Origin of the sequence: Solicola gregarius, assembly GCF_025790165.1 — a bacterium.
Lineage (GTDB): Bacteria > Actinomycetota > Actinomycetes > Propionibacteriales > Nocardioidaceae > Solicola > Solicola gregarius.
Genome location: NZ_CP094970.1, coordinates 2773574 through 2798870, shown reverse-complemented (window position 1 = coordinate 2798870; position 25297 = coordinate 2773574). Strand labels below are relative to the sequence as shown.

Genomic DNA, 25297 nt, shown 5'->3' with positions numbered 1-25297 from the left:
GCGTACCTCCTGGTCGGCAGCGCGGTCGTCGGCGTCGAGCTCACCGACCGGATGCGTCGGGCGGATCCTCCGCTGCTGGATCGGCTCCGGTCGCTGTCTCGTCGAGCCGAGAGCGAATCGCCGCCACCGCGTCGTCGACCGTCGGATGAACCTCCGCGATCCCCGCAGCCTCCGTCTTAGAGAACACGTCGCGTACCTGCCCGACGTCGTGGGCGAAGACCAACGCGATGCCCGAACGCTGCATATCGCCCGCGAGCAGAACGAGCATCGACGCCGCCGTCACGTCCAGGAACGGCGTCGTCTCGCCGTCCAGGATCACGGCCCTGGTCTGATCCGTTACCGCCGCGCGTACGTGCTCGCGTACGTAGTCGGCGTTGGCGAAATACAGGCCCGACTCGACCCGGAGTACCTCGATCTCCGGGTCGGGCGGCGTGACGCGCTTGCGGCCGGCGTCGACCCACGCGCCGTCCGCGCCCGGCTGGCGGGCGAGCCGGGTGACGGCGGGGCGCGACGACCGGTACAGCAGGGCGAGCGCCGACAACCCGATCCCGATGAACAGGCCGGGCAAGGTGTCGAAGATCAACACGCCGAACATCGCTCCGATGGCCGACGCGAAGTCCGCCCGCGCCGAGTGCCGGTAGATCTTGCCGAGTCGGCTTGTCCACACGCCGTACAGGCGCCGGATCGACGCGAAGTCGACGAGCTCGATCACCGCAGCGATCACGACCGCGGCCAGGACCGCCTCGGGCAGCTTCTCGAACAGGCCGGTGAGGAACAGCAGAGTGACGACCGTCAGGACCGCGACCACCAGCCCGGATGCCTGGCTCTTCGCCCCTGCCGAGCCGTTCACCGCGGTCTTCGACAGGCTGCCGTTCACGACCATGCCGCTGAGGACGCCGGTGCCGAGGTTGCTCGCACCCATGCCGATCAGCTCGCGGTTCGGGTCGATGTCGTAGCCCTCCTTCGCGGCGTACGTCTTCGCGGCGCCGAGCCCCTCGGCGTACCCGATCAGGAGCACCCCGACACACGGGCCGATCAGGTCGAGGTACGTGGATGCCGCGAGGTCCGGCAACCCGAGGGACGGCAGGCCCGCGTCGATGGTGCCGACGATCTCGACGCCCTCGTCGTCGAGATCGAACATCGCGACCGCGAGGATTCCGAGGAGCACGAACACCAGGGACCCCGGAACGAGCGGTATGAAGCGCCGAGCGACCAGGATGCCCGCCAGCGCGACGGCGCCGATCCCGAAGGTGAGCAGATCGACGTCGTCGAGCCGGATGATGATCTGCCAGGCCTTCTCGAAGAAGTCCTCGCCCTCCTTCTCGATGCCCAAGATGGCGGGGATCTGCCCGATGATGATGGTCAGCGCGAGCCCGACGATGAAGCCCTTGAGAACGGGCTCGGAGATGAACTCCGACAGGAATCCGAGCCGGCACAGGCCCGCGACGACGCCGAGTGCCCCGACGATGACGGCGAGCGCCGTGGTTGCCGCGACGAACTCCTTGCTGCCTCCCGAGGCCACTGCCGCGACCACGCTGGCCGACAGGGCCGCAGTGCCGGACATCGGCCCCACGACCAGGTGCCGGGAGCTGCCGAACGCCGCGTACAGCACCAGCGCGGGAACGGCGGCGTACAGGCCGACGACGGGCGAGACTCCCGCGATCGTGGCGTACGCGAGCGACTCGGGCACGAGCACCGCCCACACCGTGAGGCCGGCGATGACGTCGTTGCGCAGCCAGGCGCGCTGGTAGCCGGCGAACGAGCGGAATACCGGAAACGAGCCGGTCACGCCGGCCCGCCCGTCACACGGTTCGTCATGCCACCTCCGTTGCTGACTCAGGACCCTAGGCGCCACCCCCGTCACGATGCGTCACCCACGACGGGTGATGGCGGCGGCACGACCCAGGTCGTCCCGCCAGACCCCACGCCGGCTCGCGGGCCTCCGCATCCCTGGGGGCACCTCCCGGCCGCGAAGCGGCTGGGGGACTGGCTGCGTTGCGGTCGCTCGAAGGAGAAGCCAACTACAACTTCCCTCCCGCGCCTTGCCAGATCGGGCGCGGAGACCCGCTCACACATCGACGCGGGGTCAGGCGGCACGACCTTGTTCGCAACCGTTCACCGCTCGTTCACCAACGCCCTCCGGCCGCTTCATCTCGCCTCCCTAGCGTCGGCATCGAACAGTGGACCATCACCGCTACGTGGACGCGTAGCTCCTACTCAAGGGACATGAAGTGAAACGCAACCTGATGCGCTACGGCGCGCCGGCGGCAGCCGCCGCCGCGCTCGTCCTCGCGACTGCATGCGGGGCCGGAAATGAGGCGGACGCCGACGGCGAGGGCGGCTCGAGCGATCTCAGCGGTGAGCTGAACGGCGCCGGGGCGAGCTCGCAGGAGGCAGCCTTCGCGGCCTGGCAGAAGGGATTCCAGACGCAGAATCCCGACGTCACGGTCAACTATGACCCGGTCGGCTCGGGAAGTGGCCGCGAGCAGTTCATCGCGGGCGGCAACATCCTGTTCGCCGGGTCCGATGAGTACTTCCCCGATGAGGAGCTCGCCGACGCCGAGGAGCGGTGCGGCGGTGACGTCGTCGAGGTCCCGGTGTACGTCAGCCCGATCGCCGTCATCTTCAACGTCGAGGGCGTCGACTCGCTGAACCTGAGCCCGGAGACGATCGGTGCGATCTTCTCGGGCGACATCACCCAGTGGAACGACAAGGCGATCGCCGCCGACAACCCCGACGCCGACCTGCCCGCCGAGCCGATCACGGCCGTGCACCGCTCGGACGAGTCCGGTACGACGGCGAACTTCACCGACTACCTCGACCAGGCATCCGGTGGCAGCTGGTCGGAGGGCGTCGTCGAGACCTGGCCGGTCAAGAGCGGCGAGGCCGCCGAGGGCACCTCGGGCGTCGTCAGCGCCGTCAAGAACGGCCAGGGCACGATCGGGTACGCCGACGCCAGCCAGGCCGGCGACCTCGGCGTCGCGAAGGTTCAGGTCGGCAAGGAGTTCGTCGAGTACAGCCCGGAGGCCGCCGCCGCCGCGCTGGACGCCTCGAAGCCGACGCCGGGTCGCGCGGACACGAGCATGGCCCTCGACCTCAACCGCACCACGACCGAGGCGGGCGTCTACCCGATCGTCCTCGCGTCGTACGGCATCGCGTGCAGTGAGTACGAGTCCGCCGACGAGGCCGACCTCGTCAAGGCTTGGTTCGACTACGTCATCAGCAGCGAGGGCCAGCAGGCCGCCGCCGGCGAGGCCGGTTCGGCACCGCTGTCGGAGCAGATGAGCGCGGACGCCAAGACGATCGTGGACTCGATCTCCTCGAAGGAGTGACGCAGGTCGTGTCTGCATATCCGGCGTCGATCAGGGAGCGGGTCTCCGCGCCCGATCCGGCAAGGCGCAGGAGCGATGATGGAGCCGGTCCTCCCTCGAGTGACTGCAACGCAGCCGGTCGGGATGCGGAGGCACAGGACCCGGCCACGGATATGCAGACACGGCCTGGGTGGCCGTTCCGCCTCCTCGGGGGAAGCGGAACGGCCACGCCGCGCGTACCGACACCGCTCGACCAGGGAGCCACCAGACCGTGACCACCACCAGCCATGAGGCACCGCGAACCGTCAAGCGCCGCGGCGACCGGATCTTCTCCGGTATCTCCTTCGCGGCCGGCGCGCTCATCCTGATCACGCTCGCGAGCGTCGCGCTCTTCCTGACCGTCGAGGCCATCCCGGGCATCACGGCGTCGTCCGAGGAGGCTCCGATCCTCGACGGTGACGGGTTCTGGTCGTACGTCTGGCCGCTCGTGTACGGGACGCTGTTCGCCGCCGCCATTGCGCTGGTGATCGCGACGCCGCTCGCGATCGCGGTCGCGCTCTTCATCTCGCACTACGCTCCCCGCCGCATCGGGCAGGTGGTCGGGTACGTCGTCGACCTGCTGGCCGCCGTGCCGAGCGTCGTGTACGGCCTGTGGGGGATCGCGTTCCTCTCCGGCCAGCTCGTCCCCGTGTACCGCTGGCTCGCCGACAACCTCGGCTTCATCCCGTTCTTCGACACCAACCCGGCAGGCCAGGCGTACGCCTTCAGCACCACCGGCCGCACCATCATGACGGCGTCGCTGGTCCTCGCCATCATGATCCTGCCGATCATCACCGCGATCTGTCGGGAGATCTTCCTGCAGACGCCGCGCCTGCACCAGGAGGCGGCGCTGGCGCTGGGCGCCACCCGCTGGGAGTCCATCCGGCTGACGGTGTTCCCGTACGCGCGCTCCGGCATCGTCGGCGCCGTCATGCTCGGCCTCGGCCGGGCGCTCGGCGAGACGATGGCCGTCGCCATGGTGCTCTCGACCAGCGGGGTGGTCACCGTACGGCTGCTGACGACGACGAACCCGTCGACGATCCCGGCCAACATCGCGCACGGCATCAAGGAGAGCTCGGGCCTCAACGTCAACGTGCTCATCGCGAGCGGTCTGGTGCTCTTCGTGATCACGTTCCTGGTCAACTTCGCCGCGCGCGCGATCGTCGATCGCCGCAAGGACTTCTCCGGAGCCAACTGATGAGCACGACCACTGCGCCCGAGCGGCCCGATCCCGGCCTCTCCCCCGATCACCCCTCGCTGCGCCAGCCGAAGCTCCCGCCGTGGGCCGGGTACGCCGCGATCGGTGCACTCGTCGTCCTTGCGGCACTGCTGTACTTCGGGTTGGGCCTGCCGATGGTGGGTGCAATCATCCTCGCCTGGCTGGTCTGCGGTCTTGCGTACCCGCTGTGGTCGTTGCTGGTCGAAGGCAGCCGCAAGGCGACCGACCGGCTGGTGACCATCGGAGTGCTCACCGCCTTCGTGCTCGCCCTCGTGCCGCTCGTCTCGATCATCATGAAGGTCGTCGCCGAAGGGGCCGGAGCGCTCAGCGCCGAGTTCCTCACGTACTCGATGCGCAACGTCATCGGCGAGGAGCAGGGCGGCATCTACCACGCGCTGATCGGCACCCTGCTGATCACCGCGGGCGCGACGATCATCTCCGTACCGATCGGGCTGTTCACGGCGATCTACCTCGTCGAGTACGCGAGGGACAACCGGCTCGGACACTGGATCCGGTTCCTCGTCGACGTGATGACGGGCATCCCGTCGATCGTCGCCGGCCTGTTCGCGTACTCGCTGTTCGTCGCGCTGTTGGAGCCGGGCATCCGGCTCGGCGTCGGCGGATCCGTCGCGCTGTCGGTGCTGATGGTCCCGGTCGTCGTGCGCTCCTGCGAGGAGATGCTCAAGCTGGTGCCGAACGAGCTGCGCGAGGCATCGTACGCGCTCGGCGTACCGAAATGGCGCACGGTCGTGAAGGTCGTCATCCCGACGGCGCTCGCCGGAATCGTCACCGGCATCACGCTCGCCATCGCGCGGATCATCGGCGAGACGGCGCCGTTGCTGCTGATCGCCGGCTCGACCACGTCGACGAACTTCAACCTGTTCGACGGCAACATGATGACGCTCCCTGTGTTCGCGTACTCCGAGATCAGCTCGCCGGGCATGAACCCCGAGCTGTCGACGGAGCGGGCGTGGGGCGCGGCACTGGTGCTGATGATCATCGTGATGCTGCTCAACCTGATCGCCCGCGTCGTTTCGTACCTGTTCTCACCCAAGGGCGAGAAATGACCTCCGCCAAGACCCCCAACAGCACCAAGGACTGACCGTGGCCAAGAGCATCGACGTCTCCGATCTGGACATCTACTACGGTGACTTCCTCGCCGTCGAGGGCGTCACCATCAGCATCCCGGCGCGCTCCGTTACCGCGTTCATCGGACCATCGGGGTGCGGCAAGTCGACCTTCCTTCGCTCGCTGAACCGCATGCACGAGGTGATTCCCGGCGCGCGCGTCGACGGCAAGGTCGTGATCGACGGACAGGACCTGTACGGCCCGGACGTCGACCCGGTCGTCGTACGCCGCCAGATCGGCATGGTGTTCCAGCGGCCGAACCCGTTCCCGACGATGTCGATCTACGACAACGTCCTCGCGGGGTTCAAGCTGAACGCCAAGCGGATCAAGAAGAGCGACGCGGATGCCGTCGTCGAACGGTCGCTGAAGAGCGCGAACCTGTGGAACGAGGTCAAGGACCGGCTGAACCGTCCCGGCTCGAGCCTGTCCGGCGGTCAGCAGCAGCGGCTGTGCATCGCCCGCGCCGTTGCGGTCGAGCCGCAGGTGCTGTTGATGGACGAGCCGTGCTCGGCGCTCGACCCGATCTCGACGAGCGCGATCGAGGATCTCGTACACGAGCTCAAGGAGAGCTACACGATCGTGATCGTCACCCACAACATGCAGCAGGCCGCGCGGGTGAGCGACGACACGGCGTTCTTCAACCTCGCATCGGTCGGCAAGCCCGGCCGGCTGATCGAGTACGGCACCACCGCGACGATCTTCTCCAACCCGGAGGAGAAGGCCACCGAGGCGTACATCCAGGGTCGCTTCGGCTGACCCGTCGCCCGACCTCGGCCCCGTGAGCCGGACGTTCGGACAGAACACGCCCGGCGTGTCGCACCCAAACGTCCCGCCCACGGTGGAGGTTGGGACGCGGCTACGGCAGGAAGAGCGCGCAGATCCAGTAGACGATGGCCGCGACGAGTGCCGCTGCAGGGATCGTAACGATCCAGGCCACGATGATGCTGCGCGCGACGCCCCACCGGACGGCGCTGAACCGCTTGGTCGCGCCCGCTCCCATCACCGAGGACGTGATCGTGTGCGTGGTCGAAACAGGTGCACCGAGGCCCATCGCCATCACGTACAACACGATCGAGGCGACCGTCTCGGACGCGAAGCCGCGGGCGGGGTCGAGGTCGATGATCCGTCGGCCGAGCGTACGCATGATGCGCCACCCACCGGAGTACGTACCGAGCGAGATCGCCGTCGCCGCCGAGATCTTGACCCACAGCGGGATGCCGTCGTCCTTGCTGTAGTGACCGCTCGCGAGCAACGCGAGGAAGATGACGCCCATGGTCTTCTGGGCGTCCTGCAGACCGTGCCCGAGCGCCATGCCCGCGGCCGAGATGGTCTGCGCGAACCGGAAGCCGCGCCCGACCCGCCACGGGCTCGAGTGCCGGAAGGTCCACAGGATCGCGATCATCAGCATGAACGCGCCGCCGAACCCGATCAGCGGCGACACCACCATCGGGATCAGGACCTTGTCGATGAGCGCGTCCCATTTGACCGCGCTCGACGATGCGACCCCGGCGCCGACCAGACCGCCGATGAGCGCGTGCGAGGAGGACGACGGCAGGCCGAAGTACCAGGTGATGAGGTTCCACACGATCGCGCCGGCGAGTGCCCCGAGTACGACGGTCAGGCCATGTGCCCCCTCGCCCTCGACGCCGCCGGCGATGATGCTCCCGATCGTGTCGGCGACCTCCGTACCGAGGAAGGCGCCGATGAAGTTCATGATCGCGGCCATCGCAAGTGCGATCCGCGGGGTGAGCGCACGCGTCGACACCGACGTCGCGATTGCATTCGCGGCGTCGTGGAAGCCGTTGGTGTAGTCGAATACGAGAGCGACGACGACGACCGCGATCACCAGCGCAAGGCTGACGTCCACGCTCAGCTCTCCTTGACGGCGATCTGCTCGATGGTGTTCGCGACGGTCTCGAGGGCATCGGTCGCGTGTTCGAGGGCGTCGACGACGTCCTTGAGCTTGAGCACCTCGAGGGCCTTGTACTTGCCGCTGAACAGCTTCGCGAGGATGCGCCGGTAACTTCGATCGCCTTGGTTCTCGAGTCTGTTGATCTCGATCCAGTATTCCTCGAGGTCTTTCATCGTCCGCAGCCGAGGCATCGCCTCGGCGGTCAGCTCCGCGGCCCGCTGGAGTACTTCGACCTGGGTCGCGAACTCCGCCGGCAGCTCCCCGATCTCGTACAGCCCGATGAGGTCGACCGCCTCCTCCATGAAGTCCATGACGTCGTCGAGGATGCCCGCGAGCCGGTAGATGTCCTCGCGGTCGAACGGCGTCACGAACGTGCTGTTCACCCGCCGGACGATCGCGTGGGTCGTCTCGTCCGCCTGGTGCTCGGCCTCGCGCATCTGCTCGGCGATGGCGGGCCGGTCGCTGTCGACGTCCAACATGGCAGCGAGCAGACGGGCGCCGTTCACCAGATGCGTGGCTGATTCGGTGAACAGATCGTAGAACGTGTCTTCCGTGGGGCGGAGTCTTAGCCGCACGAGATTCTCCCGTCGAGGTGGGCAGTGACCGCGACCATGCTAAGCGGTGGTGCTACTCGCGCGTCAAAACGGTCGGCCCCGGCCGGTACGACGGTGCCGGCGGACCCGCTCAGGGGATACCCAGGATGTCGTCGACCTGTTGCTGCGTAAGGGGTCCAGGGTGCTCGGACGCGGCGATGATGAGATCGCTGGTCAATTCGATCTCGTCGAGTGCCTGTTCATCGCGCAGGCGTACGTCGAGCGGCTCTGACATGTGCACGGACACCTCTCGCTGCCTCGTCAACGGCCCTACCTTACGCGCGCGTAAGGTGCCGGGTCTCGATTTCGAGCCCGGGGGCCGTTCGGCGTGGCGTACGCCACACCTGCGGACGCATCGTGGTCGGCCGGTGGCGAACTCGATCGTCAGCGAGCCGCCTCGGTCAGCTCATGCTCTTCGGGGACGACGTCGGCGCCGTCGCCGGGCGCGGGACGGGTCTTCCAGGCGGCCGGCTGCTGGCGCCACACGGTCGCATTCGCCCGCAGCGGACCGCGTACGCCGCCGAGACAGGAACGCGGCACGGCGATCCTGATCTGGCTCCGCTCCGGGACGTCGAACTGGACCCGAAGCCGCTTGCAGGTAACGCGCTTCGGGTCGTCGGTGTCCCAGTCGCCGACCCGGTACAGCCGGACTTCGGCGATGTGCTTGGTCGGCACCTTGTTGAACGCGACGATCCGGTACTCCGGACCGCTCCAGCGCCGGTTGGTGTCGAGGTATGCGTCGACCGAGCGAGTCTGCGACGTTCGGAAGTCACGCCCGGCGATCGAAAGGCCGACGAAGTCGAGGTCGGTGGGGTTGAATACGGCAAGCGACTGGATGTCGACGCCGCGATCGGCATCACCGAGCGCGTCGAGCGCGATCCGGTCGGCCTTCGCCGAACTGTCGCCACGACCGCCCTTGTGCTTCCAGCTGGGCTTGCCGGCCTGGTCCTCGCCCGAGTTCGCGGCGGCCGACCCGACGACACATCCACCCAGCAGCGCGGTGATCACAACCGCACACGCCGCACGGCGCACCGTCATGCGACCCCCTGGGCTCGAGAACAGATCCACCCTTACTAACGGCGAGCAGGCCCGGATGGTTGCCTCGCGGATCCCGTGACGTCGGAGGGGACATACCCCGGCGACGTCGCGCCGCTTCTCGGCACGACCGAGAAACGCCTACTTGTGCCGGGCTCGGAGCGGTATGAAGTACGGCGGGTCGCCGAGCTTCGTCGCGCACGAGGCGAAGTCGACGGAGATCTGGCCGCGAACGGTGCGCTTCCTGAGGTTCAGCTTCAGGCGGCCCTTGAAGGTGTATCGCTCACCGTCGACGGTGAACTTCCTCTTCCACCGCCGGTCGACCTTGCCGCGCTTGATCTTCGCCGCGGGTGCGCGGAACTTCACCGGGAGGTGCGTGTAGGTCGACGGGTACGAGTAGCAGATGACCCAGACCCGGGAGGCGTAGCCGGTGACGTACTTGCGCTTCTTCGTGACCCGGAACCGCAGCCACTCCTTCTTCGAGGGTTTGCCGTCCTCGATGATGTGGCCGGTGTACTTGCCGGACCGGATCTTGCCGGCGGCTGAGCCACTCGTCGCCTGGCCCTCGATCTCGTCACCACCACGGTCGGCGTACGCGGGGCCGATCGGTGCGGCGAGCCCGAGGAGTAACAATCCCGCAAGGGCTCGACGTGCTCCTACAGCCATGGGCTTCCCTTTCGTCGACGAGGCGGTGGCCAGACTGTACGACGCGGGAACCCCGTCACGTCGCAGAATGCATCAGGAGCTCGGTAGACCGGCAGGGGAACTCCTGCCGCCCGAAGACGTCCCGATAGGCTGCCCTCGCGGCCGTCGACACCGTCGCGGACGTACGAAACCGACTCCGGCCACTTGGCGCCGTCAACGCGCAGACCGAGTGCCGAGCCGGTCGCGGGCCTCTAGCTCAATTGGCAGAGCAGCGGACTTTTAATCCGCGGGTTGTGGGTTCGAGTCCCACGGGGCCCACCGATTCACTGGCGTCGAACCGTGTTTCAACGCCTCGACCGAGTGTCGGGAATCACTGGGTCGTATGCCCGGGAGCCCTGTAGAATCGCCGGTCGTGACTTTCACAGACACCAACCCCACTGCGGCTACGACCGCCGACACGGGCGACTCGCCTACCGTCGCCGAGCGTCCGCGCCCAGTTGTCACCCGGCCGGTTTTCGTGGATGCTACCGGTCGACGGGCTCATCGGGCCCGCCGCTGGGGCATCGCTCTCGTGACTCCTGCGGCAGCGTACCTCGTCGCCGTGGCGATCAGCCTGATGGGCGGATCGTCGCTGAATTCGGCGATCCTGCCGATCCCTGGCCTGGGCTCGAGCGCCCGATCCGCGGGCGCGTCGCAGTCGCCGGCAGGGACGGACGAGACAAACGCCGCGGTCACGTCACGCACGGGCGGCACGGATTCCGATAGGTCGCAGAGTTCGCGGCCGGACCTGGTCGAGCCCGACAGCGCGGGGTCGCAGGAGTCGAACAGCGGGGACACGCAGGAGATCGACAACACGAGCTCGCAAGGCGACAACAGCGTCGATGCGCACGACGACCAATCGGAGTCGTCCGACAACAAGCCGGACCCGTCCAACTCCTCGAACACCGGCGACAACTCGTCGCTGCCCGATCAAGCCGCGACCCAGGCCCAGGGAAACTCCAACCGCCCGCCGCTGCCAACCCAGGCCGACTCCAATGCTTCGGTACAGCAGCCTCACCCGTCAACGAGCAACGCGTCTGAGGCGGGCCAGGACCACGCACAGTCCGACCACGCCACGGAGCACAAACCCGGCCCCGACGCCCCTGCGGCCGCGACAAGGTGACACGGCGCAGCACGCTGCGTCGTGCCCGAAAGCACCGAGGTGCGCGCTCGGTTCCGGCGCGCACCCACTGGTTCTTACTGGCGTTGGTGCTGCTCACGCTTGCCTGCGCTCTTGTCGTCCAGGGATACACCCGGCAGATGTTCGGCGAGGTGGAGGCCGAGCCAAGGCCTGCGGGCGACGCCGAGTCCGTCCCCAACGAGATCACCAACGGCGGTCCGATCATCGATGCCGCCGACACGCAGCCGCGAACGCTGCGCCCACGCCGATCGACCGTCGCGTTGACCTTCGACGACGGCCCCGATCCGACCTGGACGCCACGCATCTTGGATGTGCTCGAGAAGCATGGCGTGCACGCGACCTTCTTCGTCACGGGCACGCAGGCGGCCGAGCACCCGGGCCTCATCAGCCGGATCGTCGACGAGGGACACGAGATCGGGGTGCACACCTTCGTACACGCCGATCTCGGCGCCATCGGGCCATGGCGTCAGTCTGTCGAGCTGGATGAAACTCAACTGACCGTTGCCGGCGCTGCCGACAACACCAGCACGCTGCTCCGGCCGCCGTACTCGAGCACCAATGAGGCTGTCGACGACGCCGCGTGGGGAGCGATGCGGCACGCGGCCGACGAGGGCTACCTCACCGTTCTGTCCACGCTGGACAGCGAGGACTGGCGCACACCGGGCGTCTCGGACATCATCACGAACTCGACGCCGGACAGCCGCGCAGGCAACGTCCTGCTCATGCACGACGGGGGTGGCGACCGCAGCCAGACCGTCGACGCGCTCGACAAGCTCCTGCCGCAGTTGGCCAAAGACGGCTACCACGTCGGTGACGTCAGCGAGACGACCGGCCTGACGGGCGCCAACCGTCCGGCCACCACTGCTGACCGCTGGAAGGGGATTGCGGTCATCGCCGCAGTACACGGCAGCGACATCGTGCTGACCGTACTCTCCTGGTTCATGATCGTGGCCGGCGTTCTTGCCGCTCTTCGCGGACTCGTGCTCGTCTGGGTAGCGCGTCGGCATCATCGTCGAAGCGACCGACGTTGGGGTGACGGCATCGTGGGGCCGGTCAGCATCGTGGTGCCGGCGTACAACGAGGCCGCCGGCATCGAGGCTGCGGTGCGCTCCCTCGTGGCCTCGGACCTACCCGTCGAGGTGATCGTCGTCGACGACGGTTCCACCGATGACACCGCGGCCATCGTTGAGAGTCTGGGCCTCCCCGCCGTACGACTGATCCGACAGGTCAACGCGGGTAAGCCCGCGGCACTGAACACCGGGATCGCTGCGGCCACGTTCGATCTCGTTGTCATGGTCGACGGCGACACGGTCTTCCAGCCGGACACCGTACGTGAGCTCATCCGGCCATTCTCCGACCCGCGCGTCGGCGCGGTCTCCGGCAACGCGAAGGTCGCCAACCGGTCCGGACTCCTCGGGCGCTGGCAGCACATCGAGTACGTCGTCGGTTTCAACCTGGACCGGCGGATGTACGACCTTGCCGAGTGCATGCCGACAGTCCCTGGCGCGGTCGGGGCGTTCCGGCGGGCCGCGCTGATCGAGGTCGGAGGCGTCAGCGATGCGACGCTGGCCGAGGACACCGATCTCACCATGGCGTTCTGTCGCGCCGGCTGGCGCGTGGTGTACGAACCCGACGCCGTAGCGTGGACCGAGGCGCCCGCGACGCTCGGCGCACTGTGGCGGCAGCGGTATCGCTGGAGCTACGGCACGATGCAGGCGATGTGGAAGCACCGCTCCGCGATGTTCCAGCGTGGCGCGGGCGGGAGGTTCGGCCGACGCGGGCTGAGCTACCTATTGCTGTTCCAGGTTCTGCTGCCGTTGCTCGCCCCGGCGGTCGACGTGTTCGCCCTGTACGGCCTCATCTTCCTCGACCCGGTGCGCGTCGCCGGACTGTGGCTTGGCTTCCTCGCCTTGCAAACCGGGATCAGCATGTACGCCTTCCGGCTCGATGGGGAACGCATGCGCCCGCTCTGGACTCTTGCACTGCAACAGTTCGCGTACCGCCAGCTGATGTACCTCGTCGTGATCCAGAGTGTGTGGACCGCGGTCGCTGGCATCCGTTTGCGGTGGCAACGCAGCGAGCGCTACGGCACGCTTCAGCAGCCCTCCCCGGATCCGGCGCGTCGGAGTCGGCGCAGCCGACGGCATCCGACACCGTCGCCCCGCGTCGGGCACCTTGACGAGTCGCGGAAGGCGCTGAAGGATTGTCAGATGCCGAGCGATGAGCGTATGACGGAGTACGAGCACGACGGCCTGCGGTTCGACGTACGCGACAACGGGCCGCTGGACGGCGCGATCGTCGTACTGCTCCACGGCTTTCCACAGACGTCGACGTCGTGGGAAGCGGTGGCGGCCGACCTCAACGCACGTGGCTATCGAGCCATCGCTCCGGACCAGCGCGGCTACTCTCCGGGAGCCCGCCCGACCGGTCGGCGCGCGTACCGGACCGGAGCCCTGGTCGCCGACACCCGTGCGCTGATCACGACCCTCGACGCCGGCCCGGTGCACGTGGTCGGCCACGACTGGGGCGCCGCCGTCGCCTGGTCGCTGGCGGCCGGTAATCCCGAGCTCGTCAGCACTCTCACCACGGTCTCGGTCCCGCACCCGCAGGCGTTCGTGACCTCGATGCTGCGCAGCAGCCAGGCGCTCCGTTCGTACTACATGCTGCTGTTCCAGCTACCGCGCCTACCGGAGACACTCGTCGGACCGTTGACGACGATGCTGCGCAAGTCGGGCATGACCGACGGGCAGATCGAGCGGTTCCGATCCGAGATCGTCGCCGGCGGCGCACTGACCGGCGGGCTGAACTGGTACCGCGCGATGCCCTTCACCTCGCCGGGCCGGATGAACGTCAAGGTCTCGGTGCCGACCACGCACGTCTGGAGCGACGGCGACACCGCGCTCGCCCGGCGCGGCGCGGAGCTCACGGCCGACCACGTGACGGGGCCGTACCGGCTGGAGATCATGACCGGCGTCAGCCACTGGATCCCCGAACATGCCCCGGGCGCGCTCGCCGAGATAATCGACGCCAGGATCCAGTCTGCCTAGGCCCGGCGTGGATCGTGCTGCTCGCGGAGTACCAGGCCGCTGACCACACGTCCTCCTGACCAACGTCGCGGGGATGAGTCCTAGCGCCCAACCGGCGTCAGCCACAGATGGCCTCGTCAACGGCCGCGTCGACGACGTCGTCGAGATCCCTGTTGATACCGGGTGTCAGGGCGATGGTGACCTCGCGGCGCCGGTCCTGCGTGGCGAACGTCCACGACTGGTACGCCAGGGCGTCGCCATCGTTGCCGTACGCCCGGATGCCGCACGACGTGTCCCGCCAGGCCAGTCCGAGCCCGTACGTCTCGCCGGCGATGCCCGGCGTCGTCATCTCGTCGAGCAGGCGATCCGGCAGAAGTCGACCACCGAGCAGGGCGGCGAAGAACCGGTTCATGTCCTTGGCCGAGGAGACGATCTCGCCTCCCGCGTCGAAGACCGACGGGTTCATCTCCGTGTAGTCGACGAGGTACGTCCTACCCTGCAGTCGGGTCGGTAGGTAACCGTGCGGATGCGGCCCGCGGATGAGTGGTGACACCCCTGGCAGCGACGTCTGGTGCAAACGCAGGGGCCGGATGATCCGACGTTCGATCTCCTCGGCGTACGACCGGCCGGTCACGTTCTCGATGACCTGACCGAGAAGCACATACCCCGTGTTCGAGTACGCGTACGCCGAACCCGGCTCGGATGTCGGCGGCTCGGCCACGGCGCGCTCAACCAGCTCGTCGGGCGTCCAGGTCCGCCACCGATTGGCGAAGAACTCCGGCGTCGGAGGCATCGGCAGGGTGTCTTGGTAGTCGTACAGACCGCTGGTGTGGTTGAGCAGCTGGCGCATGGTGATGCGGTCGCCATCGGGAACGGCACCCGGGAGCCACTCCTCGATCGTGTCGTTCAACCGCAGCCGCCCTTCGCCGACCAGCTGCAACACGACGGTGGCGACGAACGTCTTCGTTTCGCTACCAGCCCGGAACCGGCCACGAGCCGGCACCTTTCGCGTCGTACCCAACTCGGCGGCGCCACTGGTGCCTCGCCACACGCCATGCTCGTCGCGTACCTCCGCCAGCACGCCGATCGCGCCGTTGTCCACGAGAGCGTCCAGTCGTCGCTGCATCCCATCGTCGCCCGACTCCCCCGCGCCCGCGGCGGCGGGCGCCGACATCACCGCCAGCGCCGTCGCTGCGGTCACCAGCGCGCTGTGCGCTCGCCTCATCACTGCCCCCTTGTGCGTTGTCCGTCGAGGTCGAGCCTGCTGGAGTACGGCCGCCGACGACATCCGGGGATGCCCTGGTCGGTCCCGGAGCCGAGCCCGACCGGAAGCTCGCGGGATCGGTTGCGGCGATCACCAATCCGCACGCGAACCGGCTTCGAACCACCGATCGGGTGGGCAATCCGGCTCATCCGACACAGCAGTCTGAGTGGAGGTCATGTACATGAGGCTCACCAGAGCAAAGGCTTCAGTAGGAGTCGTGTCTGTGCTTGCGTCGGGGGTGCTCGTGGGCGGCTTGCTCGCGAGCACCGGCTCCGCGTCGGCAACCGACGGCGACGGTTCGTCGGGCGCGCCCGGTGCGGTTGGCGCGAAGAAGACTCGTACCCATCTCGCGCCGATCAACAACTCGGGCGTACGAGGCACGGCCAGGGTCAAGGTCCACAACCGAAGGCTGACCGTCAGCGTCAATGCTCACGGGCTGCTGCGTAAGATGCCGCATGCGATGCATCTTCACTTCGCCAAGAAGGCGCGGCACACGTGCCCGACGGTGCGTGACGACAAGAACGCCGACCACCGGCTCAACACGACCGAAGGCACCGGCGCGTACGGCAACGTACGGGTCTCGCTGACCAAGAGTGGCGCGACCGGGCCGAAGAGCGCATTGGCCGTCAAGCGGTTCCCGACCGCGCCGCGCGGCAAGATCCACTACAGCCGCACACTGCGCACCAGCAAGGCGGTCGCCCGCGGCGTCCGGAACGGCAACAGCGTCCTGGTGGTCCACGGGATCGACTACAACCACAACCGCAAGTACGACTTCAAGGCGGGCAAGAGCGATCTCGATCCGAAGCTCCCGACCGAAGCGACTGATCCCGTCGCGTGTGGTGTCCTGCGCACCAACCACAAGTAGCAACCCCGTTACCGGCCTGATCGGCCGGTGACCTGACCCGCAGTTGTTCGGGGTCACGACCGGAGGGCGTGACCCCGAACGGGTGCGCAACCTCGCCGTCAACCGTTGCGGAGTGCGGCGGTGAGCGTACGACGCAGCTCGCGCTTAAGCACCTTGTGGCTCGGCCCCAGGGGAAGCTCCTCGACCACCTCGACGGTCCGCGGGTACTTGTGTCGGCCGAGACGCTCGCGCGCCCACGTACGCACCTCGTCGGGATCGACGCTCGATTCATCGGCGGGTACGACGACGGCACACACCTCCTCTCCCTTCTCCGGGTCCGGGAGCCCGATGACGGCGACCTGTCCGACCGCGGGATGCCTGACGAGAACCTCTTCGACCTCACGCGGATAAACGTTGAACCCACCCCGGATGATGAGGTCCTTCTTCCGGTCGACGATCGAGATGAACCCGTCGGCGTCCTTGCGGCCGATGTCTCCGGTACGGAACCAGCCGTCGACCATCGCCTGCGCAGTGGCCGCGGGGTCATCGAGGTATCCGGCGAAGACGTTGTGTCCGCGCACCACGACCTCGCCGAGCTCGCCCGTCGCCAACAACACGATCCGATCCTCGCTCGCCTCGTCAGCCACCTCGACGTCGATGCCCCACAGGGGGTGACCGACGGTGCCCGCGCGAGTACCGAAGCATCGTTGGTTGACCGTCGCCGTCGGCGACGTCTCCGAAAGGCCATACCCCTCGAAGACCGTTGTACCGAAGGTCTTCTCGAACTCCTCGAGGACGGCGACCGGCAACGACGCCCCACCTGAAACGCAATCCCGCAGCTCCGGAAGGCGATCCGCACCACCGGCCGCCTGCAGCAGCTGGACGTACATCGTCGGTACACCGAAGAACAGGGACGCCCGCTCGCGCACCATCAGCTCGAGCGCGGCCGCCGCGTCGAAGCGCGCCTGCAGGACGAGCGTTGCGCCCGCACGGAACGTCGAGTTCATCGCGACCGACTGCCCGAACGTATGGAACAGCGGGAGGCACCCCATCACCACGTCGTCTCGCGTGAACGAGTTCGCGTCGAACGCGTTCGTGGTCGCATTGAGTACGAGGTTCAGGTGCGTCAGCCGCGCGCCTTTCGGCCGCCCGGTCGTACCGCTGGTGTAGAAGATCACCGCAGTGTCGTCGGCATCACGAGCCGTTGGCGCAGCAACGGGGTCACGACCAGCGCCGAGACCCTCGACGGCAACGGCTTCGATGCCGACCGCCTCCGCCGCCGCTGTGGCGACGGAGGCGAATGACGCGTCGTGCAGCACGATGCCCGCACCCGCGTGGCCCAGGATGTATGCCGCCTCGTCCGAGTTCAGCAACGTCGGAACGGGAACGACAACTCCGCCGGCCGCGATGATCCCGTAGTACGCGCGTACGAAGTCGGCGACGTTCGGGGCGAGCAGCGCCACCCGGCTTCCAGCCTGCACGCCGCGCTCGGCAAGCGCGGCCGCGCACCGACGCGCGTCCTCCCACAGGGTCGCGTAGTCGAGCCGGAGCCCACCCTCCACGAGGGCCGTTCGGTCGGGCGTACGCCGTGCCGGTTCGGCCAGCACGGACGCGAGCGAGAGTGTCGTCATCGTTCCTTCCTCCCTCGACGAAACGGTCAGGAAGCGGGCTCTTCGTCAGGGATGCCGTTGTCCGGCGGCACGTCGCCGGCGGCCGAGTCGTCCTCGGTGATCTCGGCGTCTCCGATGTCGGTGACCAGGACCGGCGTGAGCGGGTCCGCCTTCCCACCCTTGAGCTCGACGACCGACATGCCGGAGATCCCGAGGTGGCTGTCCTCGGAGTACCGGAACGGCGCCATGCCTGGCCCCTCGAAGTCGCCACCGACCTGCTCGAGCGCCTCGACGACGCTCTCGCGGGTCGGGTCATCGCCCGCGGCCTGCAGGGCCTGCACGAACGTGTAAGCCTCCGACATCCCGTAGACGCGATAGTTCGTCAGCTTGCCGCCCTCGCCGTACTCGTCCCAGACCTGTTGCCAGAGCTTCATCCACGGATCGTCGGGGGCATCGACGCCGGGAATGTACTCGGTGCTGAGTACGCCATCGAGCAGGCTCGCATCGTCCTTGACCGAGCCCTCCGAGAACCTGGCGAGCAACGATCCGACGAGCGCAGGGTCCGAGCCGACATTGCTGTAGAACCACTTCGGCGTGAAGTTCAGCTTCATCGCCACGAGCTGGCTGAGCGCCGTGTACGAGGGCACGTTGAAGCCGAGCACCAGATCCACCTTCGAGGCCTGGAGCGCGGCGATCTGCGGGCCGACGTCGGTGTTGCCCGGCGTGTACCTCTGCACGTCGACGATCTGGTCGTCGATGTACTGACGTACGCCGGCCTCGCCGTCCTCGCCGAAGTCGTCGTCCTGCAGGAACAAGCCCACCTTGGCATCGGGCATGTTCTCCTTGACCCACTGACCGATGATCTTGCCCTCGATCTCGTAGTCGGGCTGCCAGCCGAACGTCCACGGCCTCGCCTCGGGGTCGTCGCCCCACATCAGCGAGCCACTGGAGACGAACAGGTCGGGCACCTCCTCGGAGTTGAGGAAGTCGACGACCGCGCTGTGGGTCGGTGTGCCGAGCCCCGACACCATTCCGAAGATCTCGTCCTCGAGCACGAGCTCGTTCGTCACACTGCTGGTCTTCGTGGGGTCGTACGCGTCGTCCTTGACGACGAACTCGATCTTGCGCCCGTTCACGCCACCGTTCGCGTTCACGTAGTCGTAGTACGCCTGGTGACCTGAGGGGATCTCGCTGTAGCCCGGAGCCGCGACTCCCGTGAGCGGGAAGTGCGCGCCGATCTTGATCGAGTCATCGGTGATCCCGACGGCGGACCCACCCCCGCTGTCGTCATCATCGCGGCTCTCGCCGGCGCCGCATGCGGCCAGCAGCGCCGCGGCGGTCAGCGCGCCGGCGACCCGCACTGTTGTCGATCTCATGGTGCCTCCTGTTGGTTGCGGCGGCGTACGCCGCGATGGGGTCGGTGAGGTCAGTTCCCCGCACTGGCGAGGCGCCGTCGCTGCAACAGCCCGCGCAGGCTACCGACGAGACCTGCGGGCGCGAGCAGGATGACGGCCATCGTGACGAGGCCATAGACGAGCGGTGACAGCTGTGCGGCCTGTACGTCGGTGAGTCCGGCGTCGACGCCCACGTCCGTGACGACCTGCGGCAGGAAGGTCAGCAGTGCAGAGCCGATGAGCGCGCCGGCGAGGCTGCCGAGACCGCCGAGCACGACCGCGCTGAGCAGCAGCAACGACAGGTTGAGAGTGAACCCGCTCGGGGCGGTGATCCGGACGGCCATCGCCATCACCGAGCCGGCAAGGCCGGCACACCCTGCGCTCACGACGAAGGCGAGCACCCGTGCGCGCCCCAGGTGGATCCCGGCGATCTCGGCGGCGACATCGTCGTCGCGTACCGCCCGCCACGTACGCCCGACGCGGCTGCGTTGCAGGTTTGCGAGCAGTACGTACGTCACGATCAGGCAGACCCACCCGATGTAGGCGATGGAGCGGGTGCGGTCCATCTCGTTGCCGGTGACGAAGTACGCCGCGTCGAGAATCCATGTCGGCAGGTCGGGCACGAGCACGTTGAGTCCCTGCTCACCGCCCAGATCGTCGAAGAACAACGCGGTGCTGGGAATCGCGATCGCCAACGCCAAGGTGGCACCGGCAATGTACGGGCCGTGCAGACGCGCCGCGGGCACTCCGACGACGACCCCGCACACGAGAGCGACGACGGTCGCGACGGCGAGGACGCCGACGAGCGGCAGAGCCGGGTCGGCGTCCTGCAGCAGCAGCGCGGTGGTGTACGCCCCGATGGCCATGAACGCGCCATGTCCCAACGAGAGTTGACCGTTCAGCCCGGTCAGCACGGTCAGCCCTCCGGCCGCGATGCCGAGGTACGCGACATTCGCCAGCTGTGCATTGCGAAACGGACTGGTCGACTCGAGCACCACGACGACGGCGGCCAGTCCGACGAGGGCGAGCAGCAGGTGCCGGACGAGCGGCACGCGGGTGAACCGGCGGATCATTTCAGACCCTCCGCTCGGCGACGTGCGAGAACAGCCCGCCCGGTCGTAGGAGCAGCACGACCATCAGGATCGCGAGCGCGGACAGCGGCACGAGCTCCGAGCCGACGTACCCGCTGACGAAGCTCAACGACAGGCCCAGTAGCACTCCGCCGACCACCGAGCCCACCGGGCTGTCCAGACCACCGAGCACTGCGGCGACGAACCCGTATACGACGACGGAGTCCATGTACGCGGGGTGCACGAGGCTCCCGCCCGCGATGAGCAGACCGGACAACGACCCGACGAGCGCGGCGAGCGCCCACCCGAGCGTGAGCATCCTGCCGACTCGGACACCGAGGAGGCGGGCGACCTCCGGGCCGAACGCCGACGCCCGCATCTTGAGCCCGAGGTCGGTATACCTGAAGAGCAACACCAGCAGGACCATCACGGTCGCCACCGCGACCACGGTAAACACCCCGAACGGTGTCAGCGCGATCGACGTACCGCCGACCTCGATGCCCCGCAGCCCGAACGGCGCCGGGAACGACTGGAAGCGCGAGCCGAAGACGATCGCTGCCGCCGAGTGCAGCACCACGAACAGTCCCAGCGTCAGGATGATCGCGTTGATGTCCGGCTTGCCCTCGACCGGACGGATAACCACTCGCTCGACCACCGCACCGAGCACCAGCCCGGACAGCAGGGCGACCGCGAACCCCACCCAGTACGAGTACCCCTCGTCGATGAGCACCAGCGCGACGTACGTGGTGATCATGGCCATCGGCGCCTGCGCGAAGTTGACGATGCGCGTCGATCGCCAGATCAGGTTCAGCGCCAGGGCGAAGGCGGCGTACACGGCGCCCAGAGTGATACCACCGAGTGCGGTGTTGACGAACTGCTGCATACGGTCTCCTGCTCAGAATCCGAGGTACGCGTGACGCAGCTGCACGTCGTCGGCGAGGGTGGCCGCGTCGTCGTTGGCCACCACCGTGCCGAGGTTGAGTACGACGCCGAGGTCGGCGATGGACAGGGCGCTTCGGGCGTTCTGCTCGACGAGCACGACGGTCAGACCCTCGCTCTCGACGAGCGAGCGAAGCAGGTCGAGGATCTGGGCGACGATCCGCGGTGCGAGGCCGAGCGACGGCTCGTCGAGGAGCAGCACCTTCGGCGCGGCCATCAGGGCCCGCCCGATGACCAGCATCTGCCGCTCCCCACCGGAAAGCACGTGCGCCGTCGCGTTGCGCCGGTCGCCGATCACCGGGAACAGCTCGTAGACCCGCTCGGTGTCGCCCCGCCGCGTACGGTCTGCTCCACCGAGCGCGCCGAGGCGGAGGTTCTCCTCGACCGTCAGCTCGGCGATGACGCCGCGCCCCTCGGGTACGTGTGCGAGGCCGCGCGATGACATCGTCTCGACCGGCGCGCGGGTGATGTCGTCGCCGTCGAGCACGACCTGCCCACGCTGTGGTCGTACGAGCCCGGAGACAGTGCGCAGCAAGGTCGTCTTGCCGGCGCCGTTCGCACCGAGCACCGCGGTCACCTTCGCCTTCGGCGCCGTGAACGAGACACCGTCGAGTGCGGTCACGGGACCGTACGCGGCCGTCAGATCGCGTACCTCGAACATCGGCCCACCTCCGTCGCTCGGTGCTCGACCTCGTCGCCGAGGTACGCGGCCAGCACGGCGGGGTCGCGACGTACGTCGTCCGGTGCTCCGCGCGCGATGACCCGGCCGAAGTCGAGTACGCAGACGTCGTCGCAGACCGACATCACCAGGTCCATGTGGTGCTCGACGAGCATCACCGACATCCGGTCGGTGAGTCCGCGGATGAGGGTCCCGAGGTCGGCCATCTCCTCCTGGGACAGACCGCTCGCCGGCTCATCCAGCAGCAACAGCTCGGGCTCGGCGACCAACGCGCGGGCCAGTGCGACGCGCTTGCGGATCGGGTACGGCAGGCTGGTCGGCAGCCGGTCGGCGTACGCCTCGATGCCGAGCTCCTCGAGCAGCGCCCGCGATCGGGATACGAGCCGCGCATCATCGCGATGACCGACTCCGGCCAGTGCGGACAGGAAGCCCGTTTGTGCATGGCGGTCGGCACCGACCATGACGTTCTCGAGCACCGTCATCCGGTCGAAGAGCCCGAGTCCCTGCAGCGTGCGTGAGATCCGGTGGTCGGCGAGCTGGTGCGGCCGCAGCCGTTCGACCCGCTTGCCCCGCAGATACAGCGACCCGCTGTCCGGGCGTACGAACCCGCACGCGACGTTGAACAGCGTCGTCTTGCCGGCACCGTTCGGCCCGATCAGGCCGAGCACCTGCCGCGAACCGACGTCCAACGCGACATCGGACAACGCCTGGATGCCCCCGAAGGTCACGGACACATCGCTCATCGAGAACAGCGGGACGGTGTTCTCATGCTCGCTCATGGCCCTCCTCGGGCGGCGGCCGGACTCTGGCGCCCCGTGACGCGACGCGGCAAACGACCGGCGTCGTCGGCGGTCGAGCGTTGGCGGCGTGACGCAGCACACTTTGGTCACTGCGCACAGCCGGCGACATGGGCGGAGTGCACAGAATTGCTGGTGCAGATCGCCCTGATCTCGCCCGAGGCCTTGGCTGGGCTGTGCAAATGGTGAATGCTGCGGCCATGGGTGGGACGCCGGCCGTCGACGCCGAGGACCTGCAGGCGCAGGTACGACGCGCGTGGGCGTCGCTGCTCGATCGCTGCGACGCGATCGCCGACGACATCACCCTGACCCTGATGGAACGCGACGAGCAGTGGTACGAGTACGTCCCCGAGCTACAGGCCGATGTCCGCCAGAGCACCCGAGAGCACGTACGTCGCGGCATCCGCACCATGGCCGGCATTGCCGACGAGGACGAGCGAGCCGTCCACGTGTGGCGGGAGACCGGTAGGCGCCGCGCCCAGCAGGGCGTGCCGATGGAGCTCGTGCTCAATGCGTACACCCTCGGCACCCGGGTGCTCTGGGAGGCGTTGCTCGCTCAGCGACACGACCCGACGATCGGCATCGACGACGAGGTGCTGCTCACGGCGGGCCAACGCGCCTGGTCGGCGCTCGACGTACAGAACGCGACCCTGATCGACTCGTACCGGCGCGAGTCCGCGCGACTGCAGCGCCGCGACCTGCAGCGTCAGCAGCGGCTGCTCGACGCCCTCGTCGAGGGCCGCGGAAGCGATCCGGAGTTCGCCGCCGAGGTACGCGAGGTGCTGGGCGTCGCGACAGACGCACCCGTCGCCTGCGTCGTCGCGCACTACGACGGATCGCTCGATGCTCCGCTGCGCGCGCCCGAGGACCATCTCGAGCGGGCCGGCCTGATGTCGTACTGGCACGTCCGCGGCGACCTGTACTTCGGCCTGGTGCAGCTGGGTGAGTCGAACGTCGCCGACCTGGTCGCTCTGCTCGACCAGATCACCACCGGCCGCGCCGGCGTTGCCGAGGCGCCCGACGGGCTGGGTGGGTTCTGCACCGCGTACCAGCTCGCGGCAGGGACCGTCGAGACCCTCCCGCGTACCGGCCCGGCGGTCGCCGCGGTGACCGATCGCCTGCCCGAGGTGCTGCTGACCTCCGCCCCGGATGTGACCAACCTGCTCGTCGAGCGCACCATCGGCCCACTGCGTGGTCAGCAGGGCCAGCAGGCGGACGTACTGCTGGCGACGTTGGCCGCGCTCGTTGCCCACAACGGATCGCCGACGCACGCCGCCGAGGAGCTCTACTGCCACCGCAACACGGTGATCTACCGGATGCGCCAGATCGCCGAGCTCACCGGCCGCGACCTCGCCGATCCCCGCGAGCGGCTGCTGTTCAGCCTGGCGTTGATGGCCGCAGACGAGTAGGCGCCGACCTTGCCCTGCGGATTACCATGGGCCCACGTATGGTCAGCTGAACGCGCTGACGCCCGTTTCGGCGCGGCCGATGAGCAGTTTCTGGATCTGCGACGTGCCTTCGTAGAGCGTCATGACGCGCGCATCGCGCATGTACTTCTGCACCGGGTACTCGTCGATGTAGCCGTACCCGCCGAAGATCTGGATGGCGCTGTTCGCCGCGCGTACGGCGGCCTCGGACGCGAAGTACTTCGCCTTCGAGGCGGCCGTTCCGAACGGCTCGCCGGCATCGATGCGGGTGGCAGCGCGCCACGTCAACAGTCGGGCGGCGTCCGTGTCGACCGAGATGTCGGCGATCAGGTCCTGGACGAGCTGGTACGACGCGATCGCGCGACCGAACTGTCTGCGCTCCCTCGCGTACTCGACTGCCGCGTCGAGACAGCCTTGCAGGATGCCGACACACCCGGCCGCGACGCTCACCCGCCCCTTGTCGAGGGAGGCCATCGCGATCGCGAAGCCCTCACCCTCATTGCCGATCCGGGCACTCACGGGCACACGTACGCCATCGAGCGACAGCTCGGCGGTCGCCTGACCCCGCAGGCCGAGCTTGCCCTTGATCTCACGGGAGACGAAGCCGGCGCTGTCGGTCGGCACCAGGAACGCCGAGATGCCTTTTGCTCCGGAGTCATCCGTACGCGCGAACAGGAGACACACGTCCGCCCAGGTCCCGTTGGTGATGAAGACCTTCGTGCCGCTGAGCACGTACTCGTCGCCCGCACGCACCGCGCGCGTACGCAGGTTCGCGGGGTCCGAGCCGTTGTCGGGCTCAGTGAGTCCGAAGCAGCCGAGCCGGCGGCCCGATGCGATCCCCGGCAGCCACCGCGCCTTCTGCTCGTCGGTGCCACGAGTGGCGATCACCTTGCCCACAAGGCCGTTCGAGACCGATACGATCCCACGTACGGCGGAGTCTGCGCGTCCGAGCTCCTCCATCGCGACACAGTACGTGAGCGCGTCGCCGTCGTCGCCGCCGTACTCCTCGGGGAGGGTGAGCGCGAAGAAGCCGAGGTCACCCAGCTTGGGGATCACCGCTGTGTCGACCGACTCCGCACGATCCCAGGCCGCGCGGTGTGGCACGACCTCCTTGTCGAGGAACTCCCTGGCCAGCCTGCGGAAGCTCTGCTGTTCCTCGGTCAGCGACAGGTCCATTCGACGCTC

At 68.0% G+C, this 25297-nt stretch carries 22 protein-coding genes and 1 tRNA gene; 9 read left to right on the top strand and 14 right to left on the bottom strand.

Going from position 1 to position 25297, the window contains the following annotated elements:
* Nucleotides 1-40 precede the first annotated feature (40 nt).
* Nucleotides 41-1789: a SulP family inorganic anion transporter gene (locus tag L0C25_RS13800; protein WP_271632234.1), complete on the bottom strand. Its 1749-nt coding sequence runs from the start codon at nucleotides 1787-1789 to the stop codon at nucleotides 41-43.
* Between the two features lie 442 nt (nucleotides 1790-2231).
* Between L0C25_RS13800 and pstS the strand changes: the two genes are divergently transcribed.
* The 4 genes from pstS (at nucleotide 2232) to pstB (ending at nucleotide 6453) form a co-directional block, all read left to right on the top strand.
* Nucleotides 2232-3332, top strand: coding sequence for a phosphate ABC transporter substrate-binding protein PstS (gene pstS / locus L0C25_RS13795; RefSeq protein ID WP_271632233.1), 1101 nt, complete (start codon nucleotides 2232-2234; stop codon nucleotides 3330-3332).
* A 250-nt stretch (nucleotides 3333-3582) separates the two neighbouring features.
* The gene (pstC, locus tag L0C25_RS13790; protein ID WP_271632232.1) at nucleotides 3583-4548 is read left to right on the top strand and encodes a phosphate ABC transporter permease subunit PstC; all 966 of its coding nucleotides are present in this window, start codon (nucleotides 3583-3585) and stop codon (nucleotides 4546-4548) included.
* Nucleotides 4548-5636: a phosphate ABC transporter permease PstA gene (pstA, locus tag L0C25_RS13785; RefSeq protein WP_271632230.1), complete on the top strand. Its 1089-nt coding sequence runs from the start codon at nucleotides 4548-4550 to the stop codon at nucleotides 5634-5636. Before pstC ends, pstA begins: the two co-directional genes overlap by 1 nt.
* Before the next feature lie 37 nt (nucleotides 5637-5673).
* Nucleotides 5674-6453, top strand: coding sequence for a phosphate ABC transporter ATP-binding protein PstB (gene pstB / locus L0C25_RS13780; protein WP_271632229.1), 780 nt, complete (start codon nucleotides 5674-5676; stop codon nucleotides 6451-6453).
* Between the two features lie 100 nt (nucleotides 6454-6553).
* Here pstB and L0C25_RS13775 read toward each other — a convergent pair whose 3' ends face one another.
* The 5 genes from L0C25_RS13775 to L0C25_RS13755 form a co-directional block, all read right to left on the bottom strand.
* Nucleotides 6554-7564 carry an inorganic phosphate transporter gene (locus L0C25_RS13775; RefSeq protein WP_271632228.1) on the bottom strand — a complete coding sequence of 337 codons (1011 nt, stop codon included), beginning with the start codon at nucleotides 7562-7564 and terminating at the stop codon, nucleotides 6554-6556.
* A 2-nt stretch (nucleotides 7565-7566) separates the two neighbouring features.
* The gene (locus tag L0C25_RS13770; protein ID WP_271632227.1) at nucleotides 7567-8184 is read right to left on the bottom strand and encodes a DUF47 domain-containing protein; all 618 of its coding nucleotides are present in this window, start codon (nucleotides 8182-8184) and stop codon (nucleotides 7567-7569) included.
* A gap of 109 nt (nucleotides 8185-8293) precedes the next feature.
* Entirely contained in the window at nucleotides 8294-8437 is a 144-nt protein-coding gene (locus L0C25_RS13765; protein WP_271632226.1) for a hypothetical protein, read from the bottom strand.
* Between the two features lie 149 nt (nucleotides 8438-8586).
* On the bottom strand, nucleotides 8587-9240 hold the full coding sequence (locus L0C25_RS13760) for a hypothetical protein (protein WP_271632225.1): 654 nt from the start codon (nucleotides 9238-9240) through the stop codon (nucleotides 8587-8589).
* Nucleotides 9241-9378: 138 nt separating this feature from the next.
* Nucleotides 9379-9903: a hypothetical protein gene (locus L0C25_RS13755; RefSeq protein ID WP_271632224.1), complete on the bottom strand. Its 525-nt coding sequence runs from the start codon at nucleotides 9901-9903 to the stop codon at nucleotides 9379-9381.
* A 224-nt stretch (nucleotides 9904-10127) separates the two neighbouring features.
* Between L0C25_RS13755 and L0C25_RS13750 the strand changes: the two genes are divergently transcribed.
* The 3 genes from L0C25_RS13750 to L0C25_RS13740 all read left to right on the top strand — a co-directional run bounded on the left by L0C25_RS13750 (nucleotide 10128) and on the right by L0C25_RS13740 (nucleotide 14109).
* Nucleotides 10128-10200: transfer RNA gene (locus L0C25_RS13750), tRNA-Lys, on the top strand.
* Between the two features lie 94 nt (nucleotides 10201-10294).
* On the top strand, nucleotides 10295-11044 hold the full coding sequence (locus L0C25_RS13745) for a hypothetical protein (RefSeq protein WP_271632223.1): 750 nt from the start codon (nucleotides 10295-10297) through the stop codon (nucleotides 11042-11044).
* 86 nt (nucleotides 11045-11130) lie between these two features.
* Nucleotides 11131-14109, top strand: coding sequence for an alpha/beta fold hydrolase (locus L0C25_RS13740; protein ID WP_271632222.1), 2979 nt, complete (start codon nucleotides 11131-11133; stop codon nucleotides 14107-14109).
* A gap of 97 nt (nucleotides 14110-14206) precedes the next feature.
* Here the strand turns inward: L0C25_RS13740 and L0C25_RS13735 are convergent, their stop codons facing one another.
* Complete coding sequence (locus L0C25_RS13735) at nucleotides 14207-15313, bottom strand: serine hydrolase domain-containing protein (RefSeq protein WP_271632221.1); 1107 nt, start codon at nucleotides 15311-15313, stop codon at nucleotides 14207-14209.
* Nucleotides 15314-15569: 256 nt separating this feature from the next.
* Here L0C25_RS13735 and L0C25_RS13730 point away from each other — a divergent pair, with 256 nt between their 5' ends.
* Nucleotides 15570-16217 (top strand): hypothetical protein, encoded by a 648-nt coding sequence (locus L0C25_RS13730; protein ID WP_271632220.1) that lies wholly within the window; start codon nucleotides 15570-15572, stop codon nucleotides 16215-16217.
* Nucleotides 16218-16315: 98 nt separating this feature from the next.
* Here the strand turns inward: L0C25_RS13730 and L0C25_RS13725 are convergent, their stop codons facing one another.
* The 6 genes from L0C25_RS13725 to L0C25_RS13700 are packed head-to-tail and all read right to left on the bottom strand — an operon-like array spanning nucleotide 16316 to nucleotide 22667.
* Complete coding sequence (locus L0C25_RS13725; protein WP_271632219.1) at nucleotides 16316-17827, bottom strand: long-chain-fatty-acid--CoA ligase; 1512 nt, start codon at nucleotides 17825-17827, stop codon at nucleotides 16316-16318.
* Between the two features lie 26 nt (nucleotides 17828-17853).
* The gene (locus L0C25_RS13720) at nucleotides 17854-19182 is read right to left on the bottom strand and encodes an ABC transporter substrate-binding protein (protein WP_271632218.1); all 1329 of its coding nucleotides are present in this window, start codon (nucleotides 19180-19182) and stop codon (nucleotides 17854-17856) included.
* A gap of 50 nt (nucleotides 19183-19232) precedes the next feature.
* Nucleotides 19233-20273: a branched-chain amino acid ABC transporter permease gene (locus tag L0C25_RS13715; protein ID WP_271632216.1), complete on the bottom strand. Its 1041-nt coding sequence runs from the start codon at nucleotides 20271-20273 to the stop codon at nucleotides 19233-19235.
* A gap of 1 nt (nucleotide 20274) precedes the next feature.
* Nucleotides 20275-21153, bottom strand: coding sequence for a branched-chain amino acid ABC transporter permease (locus tag L0C25_RS13710; protein ID WP_271632215.1), 879 nt, complete (start codon nucleotides 21151-21153; stop codon nucleotides 20275-20277).
* A 12-nt stretch (nucleotides 21154-21165) separates the two neighbouring features.
* The gene (locus L0C25_RS13705) at nucleotides 21166-21870 is read right to left on the bottom strand and encodes an ABC transporter ATP-binding protein (protein WP_271632214.1); all 705 of its coding nucleotides are present in this window, start codon (nucleotides 21868-21870) and stop codon (nucleotides 21166-21168) included.
* Complete coding sequence (locus tag L0C25_RS13700) at nucleotides 21849-22667, bottom strand: ABC transporter ATP-binding protein (protein WP_271632213.1); 819 nt, start codon at nucleotides 22665-22667, stop codon at nucleotides 21849-21851. Before L0C25_RS13700 ends, L0C25_RS13705 begins: the two co-directional genes overlap by 22 nt.
* Before the next feature lie 218 nt (nucleotides 22668-22885).
* Here L0C25_RS13700 and L0C25_RS13695 point away from each other — a divergent pair, with 218 nt between their 5' ends.
* A complete protein-coding gene (locus L0C25_RS13695) occupies nucleotides 22886-24094 on the top strand; it encodes a PucR family transcriptional regulator (RefSeq protein WP_271632212.1) in 1209 nt (402 codons plus the stop codon).
* 42 nt (nucleotides 24095-24136) lie between these two features.
* Here the strand turns inward: L0C25_RS13695 and L0C25_RS13690 are convergent, their stop codons facing one another.
* Complete coding sequence (locus tag L0C25_RS13690; RefSeq protein WP_271632211.1) at nucleotides 24137-25288, bottom strand: acyl-CoA dehydrogenase family protein; 1152 nt, start codon at nucleotides 25286-25288, stop codon at nucleotides 24137-24139.
* Nucleotides 25289-25297 lie beyond the last annotated feature (9 nt).